The following is a 14776-nucleotide window of genomic DNA, read 5'->3' as shown; positions in this document are numbered from 1 at the left end:
TTTGTGGTTGCCTAGAAGGGAATATCGTCGTCGAATTCCATAGGTGGCTCATTCGACTGTTGAGGTTTATTTTGCTGCTTAGGTGGTGACTGCTGATTTCCGGATTGCGATGCTTCTTGCTTGCTGCCAATCATTTGCATCACGCCGCCGACATTGACATGAATCTCTGTCGTATATCGCTCAACGCCAGCCTGATCTTCCCACTTGCGAGTTGTCAGTTTGCCTTCGATATAAACCTGCGAGCCTTTTCGAAGATACTCACCGGCAACTTCAGCCAGCTTTCCGAACAGCACCACGCGGTGCCATTCAGTCTTTTCCTTTTGCTCGCCAGATTGTTTATCACGCCACGATTCAGAGGTGGCAATTGTCAGGTTGGCGATAGCGCCGCCATTTTGCGTGTAGCGAACCTCTGGATCTTTACCGAGGTTGCCAAGTAAAATCATTTTGTTAACGCCACGACTTGCCATTATGCTGCCTCACTATTCTGATCAATTTCCGCCTTGCGGATGTCATATATTTCTTTGGCTTTCGCCTGATATTCTGTCCCGCGCAGCGTGCGCCATGCCTCTTCAAATAAAGCCTTCAGCTCATCAATATTTCCAGCTTTCGCTGCGGCTTGAGTGAATGCCTTCAGTGACTCTTCCGCCGGGTTCGCGCCTGACTCAAGCCAGCTAAGAAGCTGCTTTCCTGTCTGCTCGCCTAGAACCACTGGGTCTGAATTGCTGAATAGCTTCGTCCTGTCCTTACTGGCGATCGCATGATGCGTTTCATGACCTATATCTAGGACGGTTGTGAATTCGTATTCGACCCCATCTCGCTGTTCTGACTTCATGCCAAGCTTCGCGACCTTCTTCCGGCCATTCTCTTCTACCTGAGCCGTTTCAGTCTTGCTGCGCATGGTGGCGATGATGTGCATTGGCGAGCGCAGAATTGCATCAAGGAAGAGGCGATGGCGTGGGTTTATCTCACTCCATGCTGACCAGGAGTTTCCGCGAAACTTCGCTTTGGCGATTGTGTCTACCAGTTCCAGGCATCCACCCACACCACTCCATTCATGCGTGATACTGTCGAGAACCAGCGTGTCATATCCAGCTTGCTCGGCTGCGTTAATCGCCTCTATGAAGCGCTCTGGCGCAAAAGGCGGCTCCAGCTCAAGCACGTCAAAATCAGCAACGTCAGAGTAGAGTGAAGCGCTTCCTTTCTCGGTATCGAGCACGGCAATCTTTCCGCCAATCCCTTTGGCAACAAGAAGCGCGCTATATGTCTTCCCTGAACCACTTGGCCCGGTAAGTGCCAGCCGTAGCTTGGCTTTCTTTCTCATGGCTTTTTCAAATTTCATAATTGCCTCTTAGCTAAAGTTTCCTGCGAATTCATCCCAAGTAACGGATGGGCTTTGACGCTCCGAACCGTTCCAGCGAGTGTCAGTCTGCGCCTGTGATTCGGTAAGCTGTCTCTCCAGTTCTGACGTCATGTGAGAGATAAATTTCTCATCGCTATCAAGCACTACGCTGCTCATGCCACTGCCTTATTTTCTGTGACCGTATATCCATTCTCTGCAAGCCACTCGAACACAGCTTTGATATCGAGCTGAGGCATGATCTGCTTCTCATCGACATGGCCGAACAAAGCGACGCCGTCCGCCTCAATGCGAACCTCACCCTGTCGTTGTCCGGCCTTGGCGTGATACTCGGTGCATACGAATGTCATCTTCATTTCGACCTCCAGGCTTGTTTAAGCTGAACCATAGCCATTGACCATAAAGCAGGGCTATGCAGTCGGATAGCCGCTCTAGCAGTGAATTGCGCGGTGGTGAATGCGTTGTTCATAGCGGGTCTCCTCGTTGATTAAGAGTGTCTTTCAACCACCGGCCAATGCAGCGCATCCGGCGGGTGATGATTTCGAGCAGGGATTCATGTAACTGGAAGGCACCCATGCGAGCGCCTCCCGCGATTGCGAAAATCATGGGTGACTCCTGAAAGTGTTTTGATTAGTAGGTGATACGGATGGCTGACACTTCGCCTTTAGCGATAGCGGTAATACATTTCTTGGCGCAGTCTTCAGGTATGCCAGCAGCGATTAAATCTGCCAAAGCTTTGTTATTTACTGTTTTTCGATGCTCGATATCTGCGGCTCGTTTCGCGGCTTCATCAGCAATACGCTTCTCTTCTGCCAGCCGAGCTGCTTCTTTCGCTTCAGTTTCTCGCTTCAGCTTATCAGCGGCTTCCTGTGCTTTGCGCTGCTCCGCTGCAATGGCTTCCTGCTTGTCACGCTCAGCTTTCTGTTGCGCCTCAATTCGCTGGCGCTCAGCTAGCTCCGCTGCCTCTTTGGCTTCGCGCTCTGCGCGTTCCTTTGCTGCTTGTGCTTCAGCTTCACGCCGCGCTGCAGCTTCAAGTTCGGCTTTTGCTTTTTGCTCCGCTTCGATACGGGCTTGTTCTGCTGCTTGGCGCTTTAACTCTTCCTCACGGGCGACGCGCTGGCGCTCAGCTTCTGCTTTCGCCTCGGCTGCTTCACGATCGTATTTCTCATTAAGCAGTAGGGCGATTTCGTGATCTGATTCAACTTGCTTTGCTAGCTCTTCAGCTGCGCTCTTGGCTTCCTCTTCCTGCTTGATCCGCTCTTGCTCATTTTCCCATTCAGTTAATGGGCGTCGGGTCTCATCGCGAAGTGCGTCGCATGCATCAACGAACCGCTTAATTTCTTGCTCAGCAGGCTTTACAGCCTCTTTTAGGCGCTTAAGATACTCACGGCCAGGTTTTTCTACAGCAGTCTTGCTGCGGCTTACCTGGGCAGCCAGAGAAGCAACGCGATCACGGCCCTTCTTAGTGCTTAGGTCTGGCGCTTCATTTACGCTTGCCTTGATATGCTCAAGATAAGCATCGAGGCCATTTGGGATGTACAGAGCCGGAGCTTGTTCCGGCTTAATTTCGATAACGGTTAAATCGGTTGACTCACTCACGGCATCACTCCTGTTGATTGATAGGTATTCATTGCTGAACCAACTCGTAAATTGGCTTAGCGATGGGAGTAAAAAAGCCGCACTTAGGCGGCTGTTAGTTAATCTTTCAGGTATTCGTTAGTAGATACCGCTTGCTCACCCTGTAACAACTCAGCATGAGTGCTGGTAACAATAACCGAATGGTGAGGGTGGACGTTTTCTGCAAGCCACTTAATCAGTGGGCGAGCAACTTCTTCGAAGGTCTGATTTTGTTTTTCCATACTTTCTCCAGTTAAAAAAAATGACCGCACAATGGCGGCCTAAAGGGTGTCGAGGCTTCTCTAAACATCATCAAGCCCACTGTGAAATGAGCTTTGGGATGGTCAGCTACCTAATGCTTTGTTGATTGCTTCTCTTGCTTTATATATAGATGCCTGAACTGCTTCTGAAACACCTTCCCAGCGGTTATTTATCCTTGCTGCATTCCGTGCTTTTACTTGGTATGCGACCAAATCTTTAACCGTTTCCTGAAGCGCCTCAAGAAGCTCAGGCGCGGCGGCGATAAGCTTTGCGTTAGCATCTCCTGAAACGTTCTCACAGACATTGCAATATGATTTCCACCCAAACCCTTTCTCTAGCGATCCAGCCTGAATTACTTTCAGCTCATCATCATCTTTCATCAATTCCCACGGCCCTGGCGTTCCTTTAAATCCACTCATCACGTTCTCTCCATCAATCCAATAACCACGCCACACCAGAAGAGGGCGCATGAAGCCAACATCCAAAACCAAACCTTTCCTCTGAAGCTCATGCTTACCTCGGCGTAATTGAGTGGGATATATATTTTTGGTTGTTTATTTGAATTGCTATTCTCTGAAGTTCGTCCATGCAAACTCTCCATGGATTTCGATTGCTGCCTTGTCATATGCTCTGGCTGCATCTTCTTTTTCATCATAAAACCCAAGGTGTTTTACTTTGCTATTGCAGCAAATCTGAGCCTGCCATTTTCTTAACGACTTCATCCAGCTGACGCCTTTGAATCCGCTTTTATTGTTTTTCCTAATTCCTTGGTTATGCTGGTTCTGGTTATGCGTACACAATCGAAGGTTATCTATCCGATTGTTTGTCTTATCTCCATCAATATGGTCAATGTGCTGCTTAGGGATTTCTCCGTAATGAATAGCCCATGCAGCCCTGTGCGCAATAACCATTCCATATCCGTTTACACCGAACCGCAGATATCCTTTGTGATCTACCTTTGTCCGCCTTTCCTTTGCATCCTTAGTAAAGAATTTTCCTGTCGTTGGTTCGTAGATGACCAATCCAGATTTCGCCATTTCTGCATACTTGTTGCTGTATTGCATTCTGAATACCTCTCAATAAGGGATATTTAGAATGCTTTGGCTTGTGAGCAGCATTGCCGTTCATCCTGAACCCGCCGCGCTCCCGACGCATGGTTTACTGTCGCGCCGTTCGACTGATCTCTGCGTGTTTCGCTTCGATGGATTCATAATGTACTGAAAGTTCATTGATGTAAAGTACCAAAAGTACATATTTCAGGTAAAAAAAGCCCATCATGTCATAACATAATGAACTTTAAGGTAATTTATTTTTATCCAAACCGACGATAATCTATCGATTGACGGAGCAGTACTTTAGCTACGACATGAAGCTGGTCTTCATCAGCTTCTTCGATATGCCACCTCTCGTAGACTGGGTTGTCAGATATGACAACTAATCTATCTTTCTGCATTTGAAGCCGCTTTACATGAAGGGTTTTGCCGTAAACGAAAACATAAATTCCATCAGCATCAAAATGGTTAACAGACACATCAACGAAGATCTCATCACCGGGATTGATCGTTCCTTCCATGCTGTCACCACTAACGGTAATGACCTTTATATTATTCTGTGGCCTACCATTGAACAGAGTTCTGGCATGCTCAGTCGTATACTCTATGGCCCTTACCCTCTCAACGAACTCGTTGTAAATCATAATCCCTGGACCGGCACTAGCTTGAACGTCTAATACATCGACTCTGTAAGAGTCTGATACCTTATTGGCATGGTTTGGTGTAATTCCATCCTCTGATGCATACCCATGCAGGTAAGCAGCAGTAGTTCCAAGTACTGAAGCGAGCAACTCCATCTTATCCTTTCGTGGAAGCGACTCCCCATTAAACCACTTGCTCACAGCCTTGGGCGTAAGCTTCATTCTGGCAGCGAGATCAGCCTGCCTGCCATGTTGTGGTAATCCCGCTTTGTCACAGGCTAGCGCAAGCCTTTGCGAGAATTTTTCGCGCTCATTTAGTTGAACCATAAGTTCAACTATATCTGTGCTTGACTGTACTATCAGTTCCGTCATAATATGAACTATAAGTTCACCACTGGAGATGCAAATGAACGAAATCACGTTTGGACACGTCATTAAATCCGTTCGTGTATCTGTTGTGGCTGAGGTTTGCGGACTTACGCCCAAGGCCATTTACAAATGGATAGAGCGTGGTTCTCTGCCGCGTACCGAGTTTACAGGAGAAACCGAGTACGCGGATAAGATCGCCAAAGCATCAGGCGGCAAGTATTCAGCAGCACAGATTCGCCGTATCGGTAAGCAGCAATTAGTCATGTAAATAAAATGTACTTTTAGTACCGAACGGCCCGGTATATGGTCGGGTGCCCGGCGTGGTCAATGGATGACTGTCAATGGTGCACGATAAAACAATTATTTATGCATTAACTATTTAAACCACAAAGGAAGTATTACGTATGGACACTGCAAAAACACGCAATGACGCCCGTCGCATTGAAAGCTCATTGCTCAACAAGATAGCGCTGAAAGGCGTCACAAGTATTGCAGCTGCAGTAGGTGTTAACCCATCTCAAATCACACGCTGGAAAGAGTCTCTTATCCCTCGCATGGCGATGTTACTGGCCGTTCTGGATTGGGGTATGGAAGACGAAGAAATGGCGGAGTTGGCTAAGCGCCTGGCTGGATATCTGTCACCAAAAGAAAACGCCCCGGAAGTTGCAGCTTTCGAGGCGTGATAGTGATGTTTGGAGAAAACCACTGGAGGAAATTATGGCAAAAAATCGCCGAATTTACAAGACAGAAGAGGAACGACGGCATCCTGATTCACCTGAAGGAATCGTTGTTGCAGCCGCCAATAACCGGAGCTTTGCTGCTCGGTTCATTGGTGAATATCGGATTGCACTGGCAGGGGTGAAGAAGAATGGGCGTCGTTAGAAAATTATCCGACTACAGGCAGCAGGAGCGCCACGTAGAGACACCGGAGGCAGCCGGTAAGGGGTTTGCCTTGATTCATCGTCAATTCATGGATAGCAAGCTGTACAAGGACTCTCAGGCAGTACACCTATGGCTTCACCTGATACTGAAAGCCAACTACTCGCCAGCGGTTGTGAAAACCGATGTTGGGGAAATGATGGTCGGAAGAGGACAGCTGATTACTGGGCGTCCAACCCTGGTGGCCGAGACGTTCATTCCAGACAACAAAGTTAAGAGCTTGCTCCGCAGTTTCGAGTCAAAAGGGATGTTAAAAATCGAGGCTATGGGAAGGAAATTTAGTCTGATTACCATCCTAAAATACGACGATTTTCAGGCTCAAAATTGTCCAACGGATGTCCAACGATTGTCCAACGCAAACACCAGTGAAAATGCGGCTCTCAGCGATGATTGTCCAACGGATGTCCAACGATTGTCCATAAACAACAATATAAATAATAACTCATTAGGTAAACCTAATGAGAGTGCATCAGCCAGCGAAAAATCAGAAAAGCAAAAACCTGCAATCTCATGTCAAGACGTCATCGACGCCTACCACGAAATCCTGCCAGAAGCGAAATCTGTCAGAGCACTAACCGAGAAACGTCGCAGCTCGATTAAAACCTTCTGGCGGAAAGCCGGGGTGGTTACTCGTCAGTTGGATGGCCATGGGTTCACGATGGAAGACTGGCGGAAATACCTGGGCTACGTTCGCGACAACTGCCGCTGGATGTTCGAAGAGCGTCAGAACCAACAGAGCGGGACTGTTTGGCACAAGAAGGGATTTGACTTCCTGCTGAACGACAATGTTTATCTCAAAGTTCGTGAGGGCGATCATGACGACCGCTGATTACCGGCTGCCACCGAGCAGCATCGAGTCAGAGCAATCAGTGCTTGGCTCAATCCTACTAGACGCGCAGAGCGACCGAGTTCAGCGCGTTTTTTCTTTCCTGGCACCTGAAATGTTTTACAGCCCGGCTCACTCGGTGATTTACCGCACCGCGCGTGAGATGAACTCCAAGAGCAGCGTTATCGACCTTATCACCGTTGCTGAGCGCATGGAGTCCACTGGAGAGATTGACCGAGTTGGCGGGTTCGCCTATCTGGCTGAGCTGTCCAAGAACACGCCAAGCGCCGCGAACATTCTGGCATACGCCAATCGCGTGAAGGACTGCGCTATGGAGCGTTTCGCTATCGAGCAGGCCAACAAGATGCTTGAGGTGTTCTATCAGCCATCAGCGATGACCACTGCCGAGAAGCTGGAGCACATGCAAGCGCTAGCGATGCACACCGCAGACAAATCTCGCTCTGGATCTGTGCGTGGCGCGGTGCCATTTGCAGAGGCTTTCGAATCATGGGTTAGCATTGTCGAAAAGCGCCTGAGCAGTGATCCGTCAGCCGTTGGAATCTCAACTGGCATTCCATCGCTGGATGAATTGCTGGCTCCGAAAGGCTTGGTGAATGGTTCGCTGTTCGTTGTCGGCGCACGGCCAAAGATGGGCAAGACCACGCTCTACATGAAAATGGCCTTGCATTGCGCACTGGAAGAGAACAAACCGGCGATCGCCTTTAGCCTTGAAATGCCACAGGAGCAGCTCGTCGAGCGTTCGCTTTCCCAGGCATCGGGAGTGAGTTCGTCAAACTTCTATCTCGACGGATACGACGACACCCGATTCGCAATGGCGTCAGCAAAGGGGCTGCAAATCGCTCAGAGCGGCAATCTCTACATCGATGACACCCCAGGGCTATCTCTGGCTCATATCGTCGCAGAGAGCCGCAGGATTAAGCGTGAGCGCGGTAGCGTAGGGATGGTTCTCGTTGACTACCTGACGCTGATGAAAGCCGAGAAGGCGGAGCGTAATGACTTAGCCTACGGCATGATCACCAAAGGGCTAAAGAACCTCGCCAAAGAGCTGAACTGCGTTGTCGTTCTGCTTACCCAGCTTAACCGCGACCTTGAGAAGCGAACCAACAAACGGCCGCTCCCAAGTGACTCCCGCGACACCGGGCAAATCGAGCAGGATTGCGATTATTGGCTGGGGATTTATCGAGAGGGTGCTTACGACGAAAACGCCAATCAGCAAGATACGGAATTGCTATTGCGCCTCAACCGGCACGGGCAAAGCGGCGTTGTCTTCGTCGAGCAACGTCACGGCGCGATTTACGACTGCGATCAGGTTCAAGCAAAAATGCGTGCATCTGAAACTGAATCCCGACCATCAAAACAGAAGGGCGGTTTCTGACCTGCCAAGCAAAGGAGATAACCATGGATAAGCTACGCGAAGAGTTTGAACAGTGGTGGAATAACAAAATGGCTATGTGTTTTTACTCACAACCAAAAAGCCAAAAAGAGACCATATACCATGCGTCATGGCTAGCATGGCAGGCCAGTCGAGCAAGCATCGTGGTTGAGCTACCGGAAATGGAAGACTTTGAGCTGCTTGATGGATACAAGGTAAGGGAATCCCTCCTCTCTACCGGCCTATCAATCAAAGGGGAGGAGAGATGAGCAAAAAGCAGCAAATAGACGAGAAATTCACAGAAGCCCTATCTGAACTTAATGGCATTGGGGAGTGCCCGGTGAATTATTGCCTGAGCTATGTGCGCGGCTTTATGTGCGCTAACGGAAAAGGCGAGCACCTCCATGAGTGGGAAGATGCGTTGATGCGTATTTCACTATCACTGGATGAGCAATTGCACTAAGGGGATTAAATGAGCAAGCAGGTCTTCTACCTACGAAGCCAAAACATACGCCAGAACCTGAAAAACTTCATCGACAGTCTCCCACTAAATCCAGACAAACCCCTCGCAGTAACCATCCAAGAGCCAACTAGAAGCCTAGACCAGAACGCAAAGCTCTGGGCAACCCTGCGCGACATCAGCGAGCAGGTCGTTTGGTATGGGCGAAAGATGAGTTCTGAGAGCTGGAAGTGTGTTTTCACTGCTGCGCTGAAGAAGCAAGAGACGGTTCCTGGCATAGACGGCGGATTCGTCGTTCTGGGGCAATCAACAAGCAAGATGACTGTTGGCGAGATGCGCGACCTAATCGAGCTGATAAACGCGTTTGGTGCTGAACAGGGCGTCAAGTTCAGCGATGAATCCCGGCTAGCTATCGAGTGGGCTAATCGATATGGAGACAGAGCCGCATGACCCAGCGAAGTCCAACGCAAATCATAATTGATAACCTGATATTCAAGACTGACCACCGCAAGACCAGAAAGCCACGTACCAATCCAGAATTAGCCTCGACATTCAATTACACCGCGACATTAGCCGATAGCATGTGGCTGCGTCGTCGCGCCCGGAGAAAGCCATGACTGATTACAGCAAGATAAATGATTTTGAGATTAACAAAGCAGTTGCTGAGCAACTGTACAAAGACAAGCCTTCATTGATTGTGCAGCGCGACGTGCCAAGTCGGCCGGCGGTTACAGTATTTTGCGACATAGGTGATGGGGAAATAGTTTCTATCCTATGCGCTGATTACTGCAACAACCCGGCAGACGCATGGCCGATTATTGTTGCCAATGAAATAGGCGTTGTACCGAGCAAATCATCAAACACTTACGCGTGGGATTTGAGCGGTGGAATGCTAAAAGGCATTAAGCATGTAGATGATAACCCACTACGCGCCGCCATGATTGTTTTCCTCATGATGAAGGATGCAGAAAAATGCTAATCCTAATCACAATCGCAATCATCGCCGCCTGCGCTTACTGCTTCATCGCTGGCCGCAGCTTCGAGTTCTTCTGCAAATACGAGCCAACACTATCTACCACAAAGATGCTGCTACTCAGCCTCGCATGGCCGGGTAATGCTGTTCTGTTTCTGCTGATGAGGTGCGTGCGATGAACGCCATTACCATCACGGAAATTATGAACGTGCCGAAGAAGTACGGCACAGATATCTGCTGCAGCTGCCTGTCAGAGTTGGCCGAGGATGAATGCTACATCTGCCAGCAATGCAACGACGAGATTGACCGTCAGGCTGATGAGGTTATCGGAAACGCGGAGGATGATGATGGCTAAAGGCATCAAGCCGCCGAAGCCGAAGAAATGCAGAATATGCTCCACAAAGTTCACTCCTCGAAACTCCCTTCAAATCGTCTGTAGCACTCCATGTGCAATCCAACACGCAAAGCAGCAATCAGAGCGCAAGCAAAAGCAATCTGAGGCATCTGCACGCCGTGAGTGGAACAAGCGCAAGGCTGACGCGAAGCCGTTGAGTCATTGGATAGCCATGACCCAGCGAGCCTTCAACGACTACATACGAGCCAGGGATGAAGGAAGCGGCTGCATTAGCTGCGGCAGTACAACGGCAACGGAATATCACGCGGGTCACTTCAGAACGACAGCGGCGGCCGGTCAGCTCCGGTTCAACGAAGATAACTGCCATCTGCAGTGCGCATCCTGCAACGTCCATCATTCCGGTGCAATCACTCAATACCGAATCAATCTCATCACGAAAATCGGCACTGAGCGAGTCATGGCGCTTGAAAACGACAACAACCCACACCGATACACCCGCGAAGAGCTAGACGTGATTAGAGCGCGTTACAGAGCGAAATTGCGGGAACTGAAAAAACTCCAGGAGGCGGCATGACCAGCATTCAATACCCATGTGAAACAGCAGCAATCTTTCAGGATGTGATTTACGTGATTCGACCAAATCACGCATCGGAACTTTTGAGTGAAGCTGATAGGGCGGCTGAATTTTTCTTGCGGCATTTCCCATATGTGACGCTTGAAGGAATTCGCGAGGGGATTCTCTATAGCTTTGGCGGCCAATACCTAAATGACTGCCAGCTTGTCAGGGAGGCAGCCTGATGGCAAGGCAACGATCATCCCTGAGCCTGGATGATGTCATATTGATCAGAACGCTCATCGGTATCGGCATCAGCACCAAAACCATCGCAGAGCAGTTTCACACCTCAAAGCAAAATATTCAAAGCATCAAATCAGCAAAAACCTGGGGGAAGATATGCCGGTAAAGCAGCTATCGCTATCAGATGAGCAGCACCAGTGGGTTAATGGCTGGCTTGAGCTGTGGGGGGCATGGGTTTACTCCGGCCGACTCGAGAGGCGCATGAGCAACATGATCGCCAAGTTCATGGAAAGCGTAGATCCAAGCAAGAATCCAAGCAGGCCGATGTGCAATGACGATGACGGAATGTTGATTTCTCAGGTCGTAGATTCCGTTATGTTTATCGACAAGAAAGCCTTTGGCATCCTGCTCAGCTACTACGCTCATGGTTCATCCAAGCGAGCCATTGCATCTTACTACCACGCGACTGCAAAGCCCCGCAAGATTAACCGTGGTCGATTAGGGGAAGGGTGGCGCAAGCCGTCAGAGGAAACATGCCGGAAAGAAGTGGCTGAAATCCTCAAAGCAAGCTTGTTTATGCTCTATGCTCCGATGTTAAATGCGTTCAACAGTCGCAAACGTGTAGAGAAAATTAAGCATGTCGCATAGATAATGCTTGACTTTGTTTTACCTATTTACCCATAATAGTGACATAAGCTGCCGTTAGTGACTCTTAAGTTGCTGCGGCGGCTTTTTTGATCGCAACAGGTAAGAGCATTCAGCGCCAAATAGTCCCAGAATATTTGGAGTGATGGTCACGCATCCGAGTGCTCTTTCCGTTGTGGTGAAGAACAAGATGACAGTCCGGTAGAATCGGCAACATCGTAACCCTTAAGCTGGCGTGTATGGGGACAGCAGAACGGCGACTTCCGGCACCACACAACATTTTAGCCTCGCCTTAGTGCGGGGCTTTTTGCATTTCAGCCCCAGCCAACAGCGACACACTCCATGGCATCCTCTTAGTAGCTGATCGTCTACGGCTGCGGGCTGAACCTTTGACTACAGCATAGCAATGTAAGGAACCCACAATGCTCAAATTACCTGAGCTCGTCCGGGCTGGTTTCGTGAGTTCGTCTCCTTGGTTGCTGGGCTTAATTCTCCTTTCTTATCTCGCTGCAGAGGTTAATTCGAGGATTAACTCGGCGGCCTACGCGTACCCGCGATCTGTCGTTTCATATGGCCTCGCAAGCGCAAAGACCGATGATGAAGTTATCTCCACTGTTGAACTGTGGAAGAAGGATGCATGGGGTGCTCAAATCGGCGCTCTCCGCGTTCTCTGTGATAACGACCGTGCATTCGTTGACTCGCTCGGCGGGGAGAGTGTAGGGGCTAGAGTATGCAGGATCGTCAAATGAATGAACGCGATGCAGGATTCTGGGTCGACGTTCTGAACGGCCTTAAAAACGCATGGCCGCAAATTCTTGGCTCAATGATGGCCGGGTTAATTTGCTATGGCCGATTAATTTACGATGGTGTGGAGCGAAAGAATCGCTGGATTGAGGGCGTCCTATGTGGCGCCCTTTCTCTTTGCATCTCCAGTGCTCTGGACGTGTTCGGATTGCCGGTAAGTATGTCTCCTTTCATTGGTGGCATGGTTGGCTTCATCGGTGTCGAAAAGCTCCGCAATATCGCCATCAGCGCTATCAGCAAGCGAGTAGGTGCTAGTGATGAAAATCAGCAATAACGGTATCGACTTCCTGAAGCGCCAAGAGGGTGAAAAGCTCTCAGCTTACAAAGATACACGCGGGATCCCCACGATCGGCGTCGGTCATACTGGTCTAGTTGATGGCAAACCTGTTGCAATGGGTATGACTATCTCGAAAGAGAAATCATCCGACTTGCTACGCTTTGACCTGCAATGGACTGAGAGAGCTATCAACTCGGCGAATGTCACGCTGAACCAGAATCAATACGACGCTCTTTGCAGTCTGGTGTTCAACATCGGCGCATCAGCATTCAACGGTTCGACACTGCTACGTAAGCTTAAGGCTGGAGATTATGCCGGTGCTGCAGATCAGTTCCTGGCATGGAAACGAGCAGGCAACGATCCGGACATTCTTCTTCCTCGCAGGCAGCGGGAACGCGCGCTGTTTCTTTCATGACTTGGCCGCTTAAACATTGGCAAACTGTCATTATCGCATTAGTGCTTGTGCTCCTGGCATACTTCGCCATTAGCAACCAGGCACTACGCCATGACAAAGAAGCACTGCAGAAAGAAAAGCAGCAGCTATCTGGCCAGCTCGAGTGGCAGAACAAAACACAGAAAGCAGTAGCTGATATCGATCTGCAGAGAACGCGGGAGCTTGAAGATGCGAAAAGCAAGATTATTGATTTGCAGCGTGATGTTGCCACTGGTGCTCGCAAGCTGCGCGTCTCAGCCTCATGCCTACCCGCCAAACCCTCCGGCGTGGATGATGCAGCCAGCCCCAGACTTACTTACTCCGCTCAACGGGATTATTTCACCCTCAGAGAGCGAATCGAAATAGCCAATAAGCAGATCGCCGGATTGCAGGATTACATCAATCAGGTTTGCTTGGCGAAATGAATTCCACCCGACTAGGAATAAGACTGTGTTACCTAGCAGGAGGTGATCACGTCTTGGCAGCCGGAAAGACGGAAGTGGCGAGGCAACTCCGCGAGGTGTGGCTGATGCTGCGGTTATTTCTGAATGGGGAAATGGTGTTGGATGAAATGGAAGATGGCTCGCGTTAAAGGTGTTAGTAGCACGAAAAATGCCGCTGCTGCTTGATAAAACTCTGGTGAATGGTTCATGAGGCCTCCTTAGCCCGTTAGTACGTTTAGTTGCTACTTAGTGTAGATAATCAAGTTCATTGCTTATGTTCTATTGTGTTGGTAATTAGAAAGCTGTCACTTCTGTTCGCCTATAGTCAGGGTTTATTAAACCAAGATGTCATCACCGAGAAGCTAAGCAAGCTTCTTCGTAATGGCTTTTACCAAACAACTGGAGCCAATCATGGCAATTACAGAAATGACCGAAGAGCAGGCAATGAACCTCGAAGTGTTCAAACTGGTTCAGAGCGATACCGCTGCAGGTGAGAAGGCAATTACCTTCATCGGCGGCAACAAGCTCAAGTACGAGCTGTTCAAAGATGCCTATACGCGCGTGCAAACAGAACCTGGTGTTGTCGGTCGAGTGGACAAGGCCATCAAGATGGCAGAAGAAGCGCTAGGCTTGTTCGGTTAAGGAGAAAGCTATGCCACTGAAGAAAGGTAAGTCGAAAAAGGTCATCAGCGAGAACATCGCTACTGAGGTTAAAGCAGGCAAGCCACAAGACCAGGCTATCGCCATTGCTATGAGCAAAGCTGGTAAAGGTAAGAAGAAACCAAAGAAAGGGGCTAAGTAATGGCAATCACATCCATGCAGACAGCAACCGCCGGCTCGGTGGCAAACCTGATTCCAGTGGTTAAGTCGCATATCGCTGCATCGCGCTTCCCGCAGGGCGGTCTGGTTGGAGTTCATGCCACCCCCACCAAGACCGAATATTTCCAGGTTGTCGCTGCAGGCGGTACTACAGCAACTGACTACGACATCGTGGTTAGCTCTGACCGCGCAGACTTCACCATTAAGTGCAACGCGAAGATCGCCGCTGGCTTCCTGCCTCTGGGTGACATGAGCGTTATCCAGTTAACCCCTGGCCGTATGGTTGAGTACGCTCAGGCATTCACTAAGGCGTAAT

30 protein-coding genes are annotated in these 14776 nt (G+C 49.5%); 21 read left to right on the top strand and 9 right to left on the bottom strand.

The annotated features are described in order from the left end of the window. Window positions 1-11: 11 nt before the first annotated feature. The 9 genes from ssb to ACORQT_RS14755 all read right to left on the bottom strand — a co-directional run bounded on the left by ssb (window position 12) and on the right by ACORQT_RS14755 (window position 5255). A complete protein-coding gene (gene ssb, locus ACORQT_RS14795; protein WP_193160286.1) occupies window positions 12-467 on the bottom strand; it encodes a single-stranded DNA-binding protein in 456 nt (151 codons plus the stop codon). Beyond that, complete coding sequence (locus ACORQT_RS14790) at window positions 467-1339, bottom strand: ATP-binding protein (protein ID WP_444859221.1); 873 nt, start codon at window positions 1337-1339, stop codon at window positions 467-469. Before ACORQT_RS14790 ends, ssb begins: the two co-directional genes overlap by 1 nt. 173 nt (window positions 1340-1512) lie before the next feature. Continuing rightward, window positions 1513-1713, bottom strand: a complete 201-nt coding sequence (locus tag ACORQT_RS14785) for a hypothetical protein (RefSeq protein ID WP_042784842.1) — start codon at window positions 1711-1713, stop codon at window positions 1513-1515. Window positions 1714-1822: 109 nt separating this feature from the next. After that, window positions 1823-1963 carry a protease FtsH-inhibitory lysogeny factor CIII gene (locus ACORQT_RS14780; RefSeq protein ID WP_442995574.1) on the bottom strand — a complete coding sequence of 47 codons (141 nt, stop codon included), beginning with the start codon at window positions 1961-1963 and terminating at the stop codon, window positions 1823-1825. Between the two features lie 24 nt (window positions 1964-1987). Further along, complete coding sequence (locus ACORQT_RS14775; RefSeq protein ID WP_444859220.1) at window positions 1988-2956, bottom strand: hypothetical protein; 969 nt, start codon at window positions 2954-2956, stop codon at window positions 1988-1990. Between the two features lie 98 nt (window positions 2957-3054). After that, on the bottom strand, window positions 3055-3216 hold the full coding sequence (locus ACORQT_RS14770) for a hypothetical protein (RefSeq protein ID WP_346420503.1): 162 nt from the start codon (window positions 3214-3216) through the stop codon (window positions 3055-3057). Between the two features lie 102 nt (window positions 3217-3318). After that, the gene (locus ACORQT_RS14765; protein WP_444859219.1) at window positions 3319-3720 is read right to left on the bottom strand and encodes a hypothetical protein; all 402 of its coding nucleotides are present in this window, start codon (window positions 3718-3720) and stop codon (window positions 3319-3321) included. An 81-nt stretch (window positions 3721-3801) separates the two neighbouring features. Further along, window positions 3802-4299, bottom strand: coding sequence for an HNH endonuclease (locus tag ACORQT_RS14760; RefSeq protein WP_444859218.1), 498 nt, complete (start codon window positions 4297-4299; stop codon window positions 3802-3804). 248 nt (window positions 4300-4547) lie between these two features. Further along, a complete protein-coding gene (locus ACORQT_RS14755; RefSeq protein WP_285198526.1) occupies window positions 4548-5255 on the bottom strand; it encodes a LexA family transcriptional regulator in 708 nt (235 codons plus the stop codon). Window positions 5256-5334: 79 nt separating this feature from the next. On the opposite strand from ACORQT_RS14755, the gene ACORQT_RS14750 reads away from it, so the two are divergent. From ACORQT_RS14750 to ACORQT_RS14650, 21 genes are all read left to right on the top strand, one after another. Further along, entirely contained in the window at window positions 5335-5565 is a 231-nt protein-coding gene (locus tag ACORQT_RS14750; RefSeq protein WP_274756370.1) for a Cro/Cl family transcriptional regulator, read from the top strand. 136 nt (window positions 5566-5701) lie between these two features. Then, window positions 5702-5980 carry a CII family transcriptional regulator gene (locus ACORQT_RS14745; RefSeq protein ID WP_444859217.1) on the top strand — a complete coding sequence of 93 codons (279 nt, stop codon included), beginning with the start codon at window positions 5702-5704 and terminating at the stop codon, window positions 5978-5980. 34 nt (window positions 5981-6014) lie between these two features. Continuing rightward, complete coding sequence (locus ACORQT_RS14740; protein WP_165877134.1) at window positions 6015-6179, top strand: hypothetical protein; 165 nt, start codon at window positions 6015-6017, stop codon at window positions 6177-6179. Beyond that, window positions 6166-7065 carry a DNA replication protein gene (locus ACORQT_RS14735; protein WP_444859216.1) on the top strand — a complete coding sequence of 300 codons (900 nt, stop codon included), beginning with the start codon at window positions 6166-6168 and terminating at the stop codon, window positions 7063-7065. The genes ACORQT_RS14740 and ACORQT_RS14735 overlap by 14 nt, the downstream gene beginning before the upstream one ends. Further along, a complete protein-coding gene (locus ACORQT_RS14730) occupies window positions 7052-8458 on the top strand; it encodes a DnaB-like helicase C-terminal domain-containing protein (RefSeq protein ID WP_444859215.1) in 1407 nt (468 codons plus the stop codon). Before ACORQT_RS14735 ends, ACORQT_RS14730 begins: the two co-directional genes overlap by 14 nt. A gap of 23 nt (window positions 8459-8481) precedes the next feature. Beyond that, a complete protein-coding gene (locus tag ACORQT_RS14725; protein WP_444859214.1) occupies window positions 8482-8724 on the top strand; it encodes a hypothetical protein in 243 nt (80 codons plus the stop codon). Beyond that, window positions 8721-8918, top strand: coding sequence for a hypothetical protein (locus tag ACORQT_RS14720; protein ID WP_444859213.1), 198 nt, complete (start codon window positions 8721-8723; stop codon window positions 8916-8918). The genes ACORQT_RS14725 and ACORQT_RS14720 overlap by 4 nt, the downstream gene beginning before the upstream one ends. A 9-nt stretch (window positions 8919-8927) precedes the next feature. Then, window positions 8928-9365 (top strand): recombination protein NinB, encoded by a 438-nt coding sequence (locus ACORQT_RS14715; protein ID WP_444859212.1) that lies wholly within the window; start codon window positions 8928-8930, stop codon window positions 9363-9365. Next, window positions 9362-9532: a NinE family protein gene (locus ACORQT_RS14710; protein WP_444859211.1), complete on the top strand. Its 171-nt coding sequence runs from the start codon at window positions 9362-9364 to the stop codon at window positions 9530-9532. Before ACORQT_RS14715 ends, ACORQT_RS14710 begins: the two co-directional genes overlap by 4 nt. Continuing rightward, complete coding sequence (locus ACORQT_RS14705; protein WP_444859210.1) at window positions 9529-9894, top strand: phage protein NinX family protein; 366 nt, start codon at window positions 9529-9531, stop codon at window positions 9892-9894. Before ACORQT_RS14710 ends, ACORQT_RS14705 begins: the two co-directional genes overlap by 4 nt. 169 nt (window positions 9895-10063) lie before the next feature. Next, window positions 10064-10243 (top strand): hypothetical protein, encoded by a 180-nt coding sequence (locus ACORQT_RS14700; protein ID WP_444859209.1) that lies wholly within the window; start codon window positions 10064-10066, stop codon window positions 10241-10243. Then, window positions 10236-10817 (top strand): recombination protein NinG, encoded by a 582-nt coding sequence (locus ACORQT_RS14695; RefSeq protein WP_444859208.1) that lies wholly within the window; start codon window positions 10236-10238, stop codon window positions 10815-10817. The genes ACORQT_RS14700 and ACORQT_RS14695 overlap by 8 nt, the downstream gene beginning before the upstream one ends. Further along, complete coding sequence (locus ACORQT_RS14690) at window positions 10814-11041, top strand: hypothetical protein (protein WP_444859207.1); 228 nt, start codon at window positions 10814-10816, stop codon at window positions 11039-11041. Before ACORQT_RS14695 ends, ACORQT_RS14690 begins: the two co-directional genes overlap by 4 nt. Continuing rightward, window positions 11041-11205 carry a hypothetical protein gene (locus ACORQT_RS14685; RefSeq protein WP_444859206.1) on the top strand — a complete coding sequence of 55 codons (165 nt, stop codon included), beginning with the start codon at window positions 11041-11043 and terminating at the stop codon, window positions 11203-11205. The genes ACORQT_RS14690 and ACORQT_RS14685 overlap by 1 nt, the downstream gene beginning before the upstream one ends. Next, a complete protein-coding gene (locus ACORQT_RS14680) occupies window positions 11196-11687 on the top strand; it encodes an antiterminator Q family protein (RefSeq protein ID WP_444859205.1) in 492 nt (163 codons plus the stop codon). The genes ACORQT_RS14685 and ACORQT_RS14680 overlap by 10 nt, the downstream gene beginning before the upstream one ends. Before the next feature lie 742 nt (window positions 11688-12429). After that, complete coding sequence (locus tag ACORQT_RS14675; protein WP_042784830.1) at window positions 12430-12762, top strand: phage holin, lambda family; 333 nt, start codon at window positions 12430-12432, stop codon at window positions 12760-12762. Next, window positions 12746-13180 (top strand): lysozyme, encoded by a 435-nt coding sequence (locus ACORQT_RS14670; RefSeq protein WP_342183304.1) that lies wholly within the window; start codon window positions 12746-12748, stop codon window positions 13178-13180. The genes ACORQT_RS14675 and ACORQT_RS14670 overlap by 17 nt, the downstream gene beginning before the upstream one ends. Beyond that, a complete protein-coding gene (locus tag ACORQT_RS14665) occupies window positions 13177-13623 on the top strand; it encodes a lysis protein (RefSeq protein ID WP_444859204.1) in 447 nt (148 codons plus the stop codon). Before ACORQT_RS14670 ends, ACORQT_RS14665 begins: the two co-directional genes overlap by 4 nt. A gap of 429 nt (window positions 13624-14052) precedes the next feature. Continuing rightward, window positions 14053-14283: a DUF2560 family protein gene (locus tag ACORQT_RS14660; protein ID WP_060441909.1), complete on the top strand. Its 231-nt coding sequence runs from the start codon at window positions 14053-14055 to the stop codon at window positions 14281-14283. A gap of 10 nt (window positions 14284-14293) precedes the next feature. Next, window positions 14294-14443 carry a hypothetical protein gene (locus ACORQT_RS14655; protein ID WP_004940098.1) on the top strand — a complete coding sequence of 50 codons (150 nt, stop codon included), beginning with the start codon at window positions 14294-14296 and terminating at the stop codon, window positions 14441-14443. Next, window positions 14443-14775 (top strand): DUF1737 domain-containing protein, encoded by a 333-nt coding sequence (locus tag ACORQT_RS14650; RefSeq protein ID WP_060441910.1) that lies wholly within the window; start codon window positions 14443-14445, stop codon window positions 14773-14775. Before ACORQT_RS14655 ends, ACORQT_RS14650 begins: the two co-directional genes overlap by 1 nt. The last annotated feature ends 1 nt before the right edge of the window (window position 14776 follow it).

It is taken from the genome of Serratia sp. (in: enterobacteria), from assembly GCF_052400455.1.
Lineage (GTDB): Bacteria > Pseudomonadota > Gammaproteobacteria > Enterobacterales > Enterobacteriaceae > Serratia > Serratia ureilytica.
This window is presented reverse-complemented; position numbering and strand designations above follow the sequence as displayed.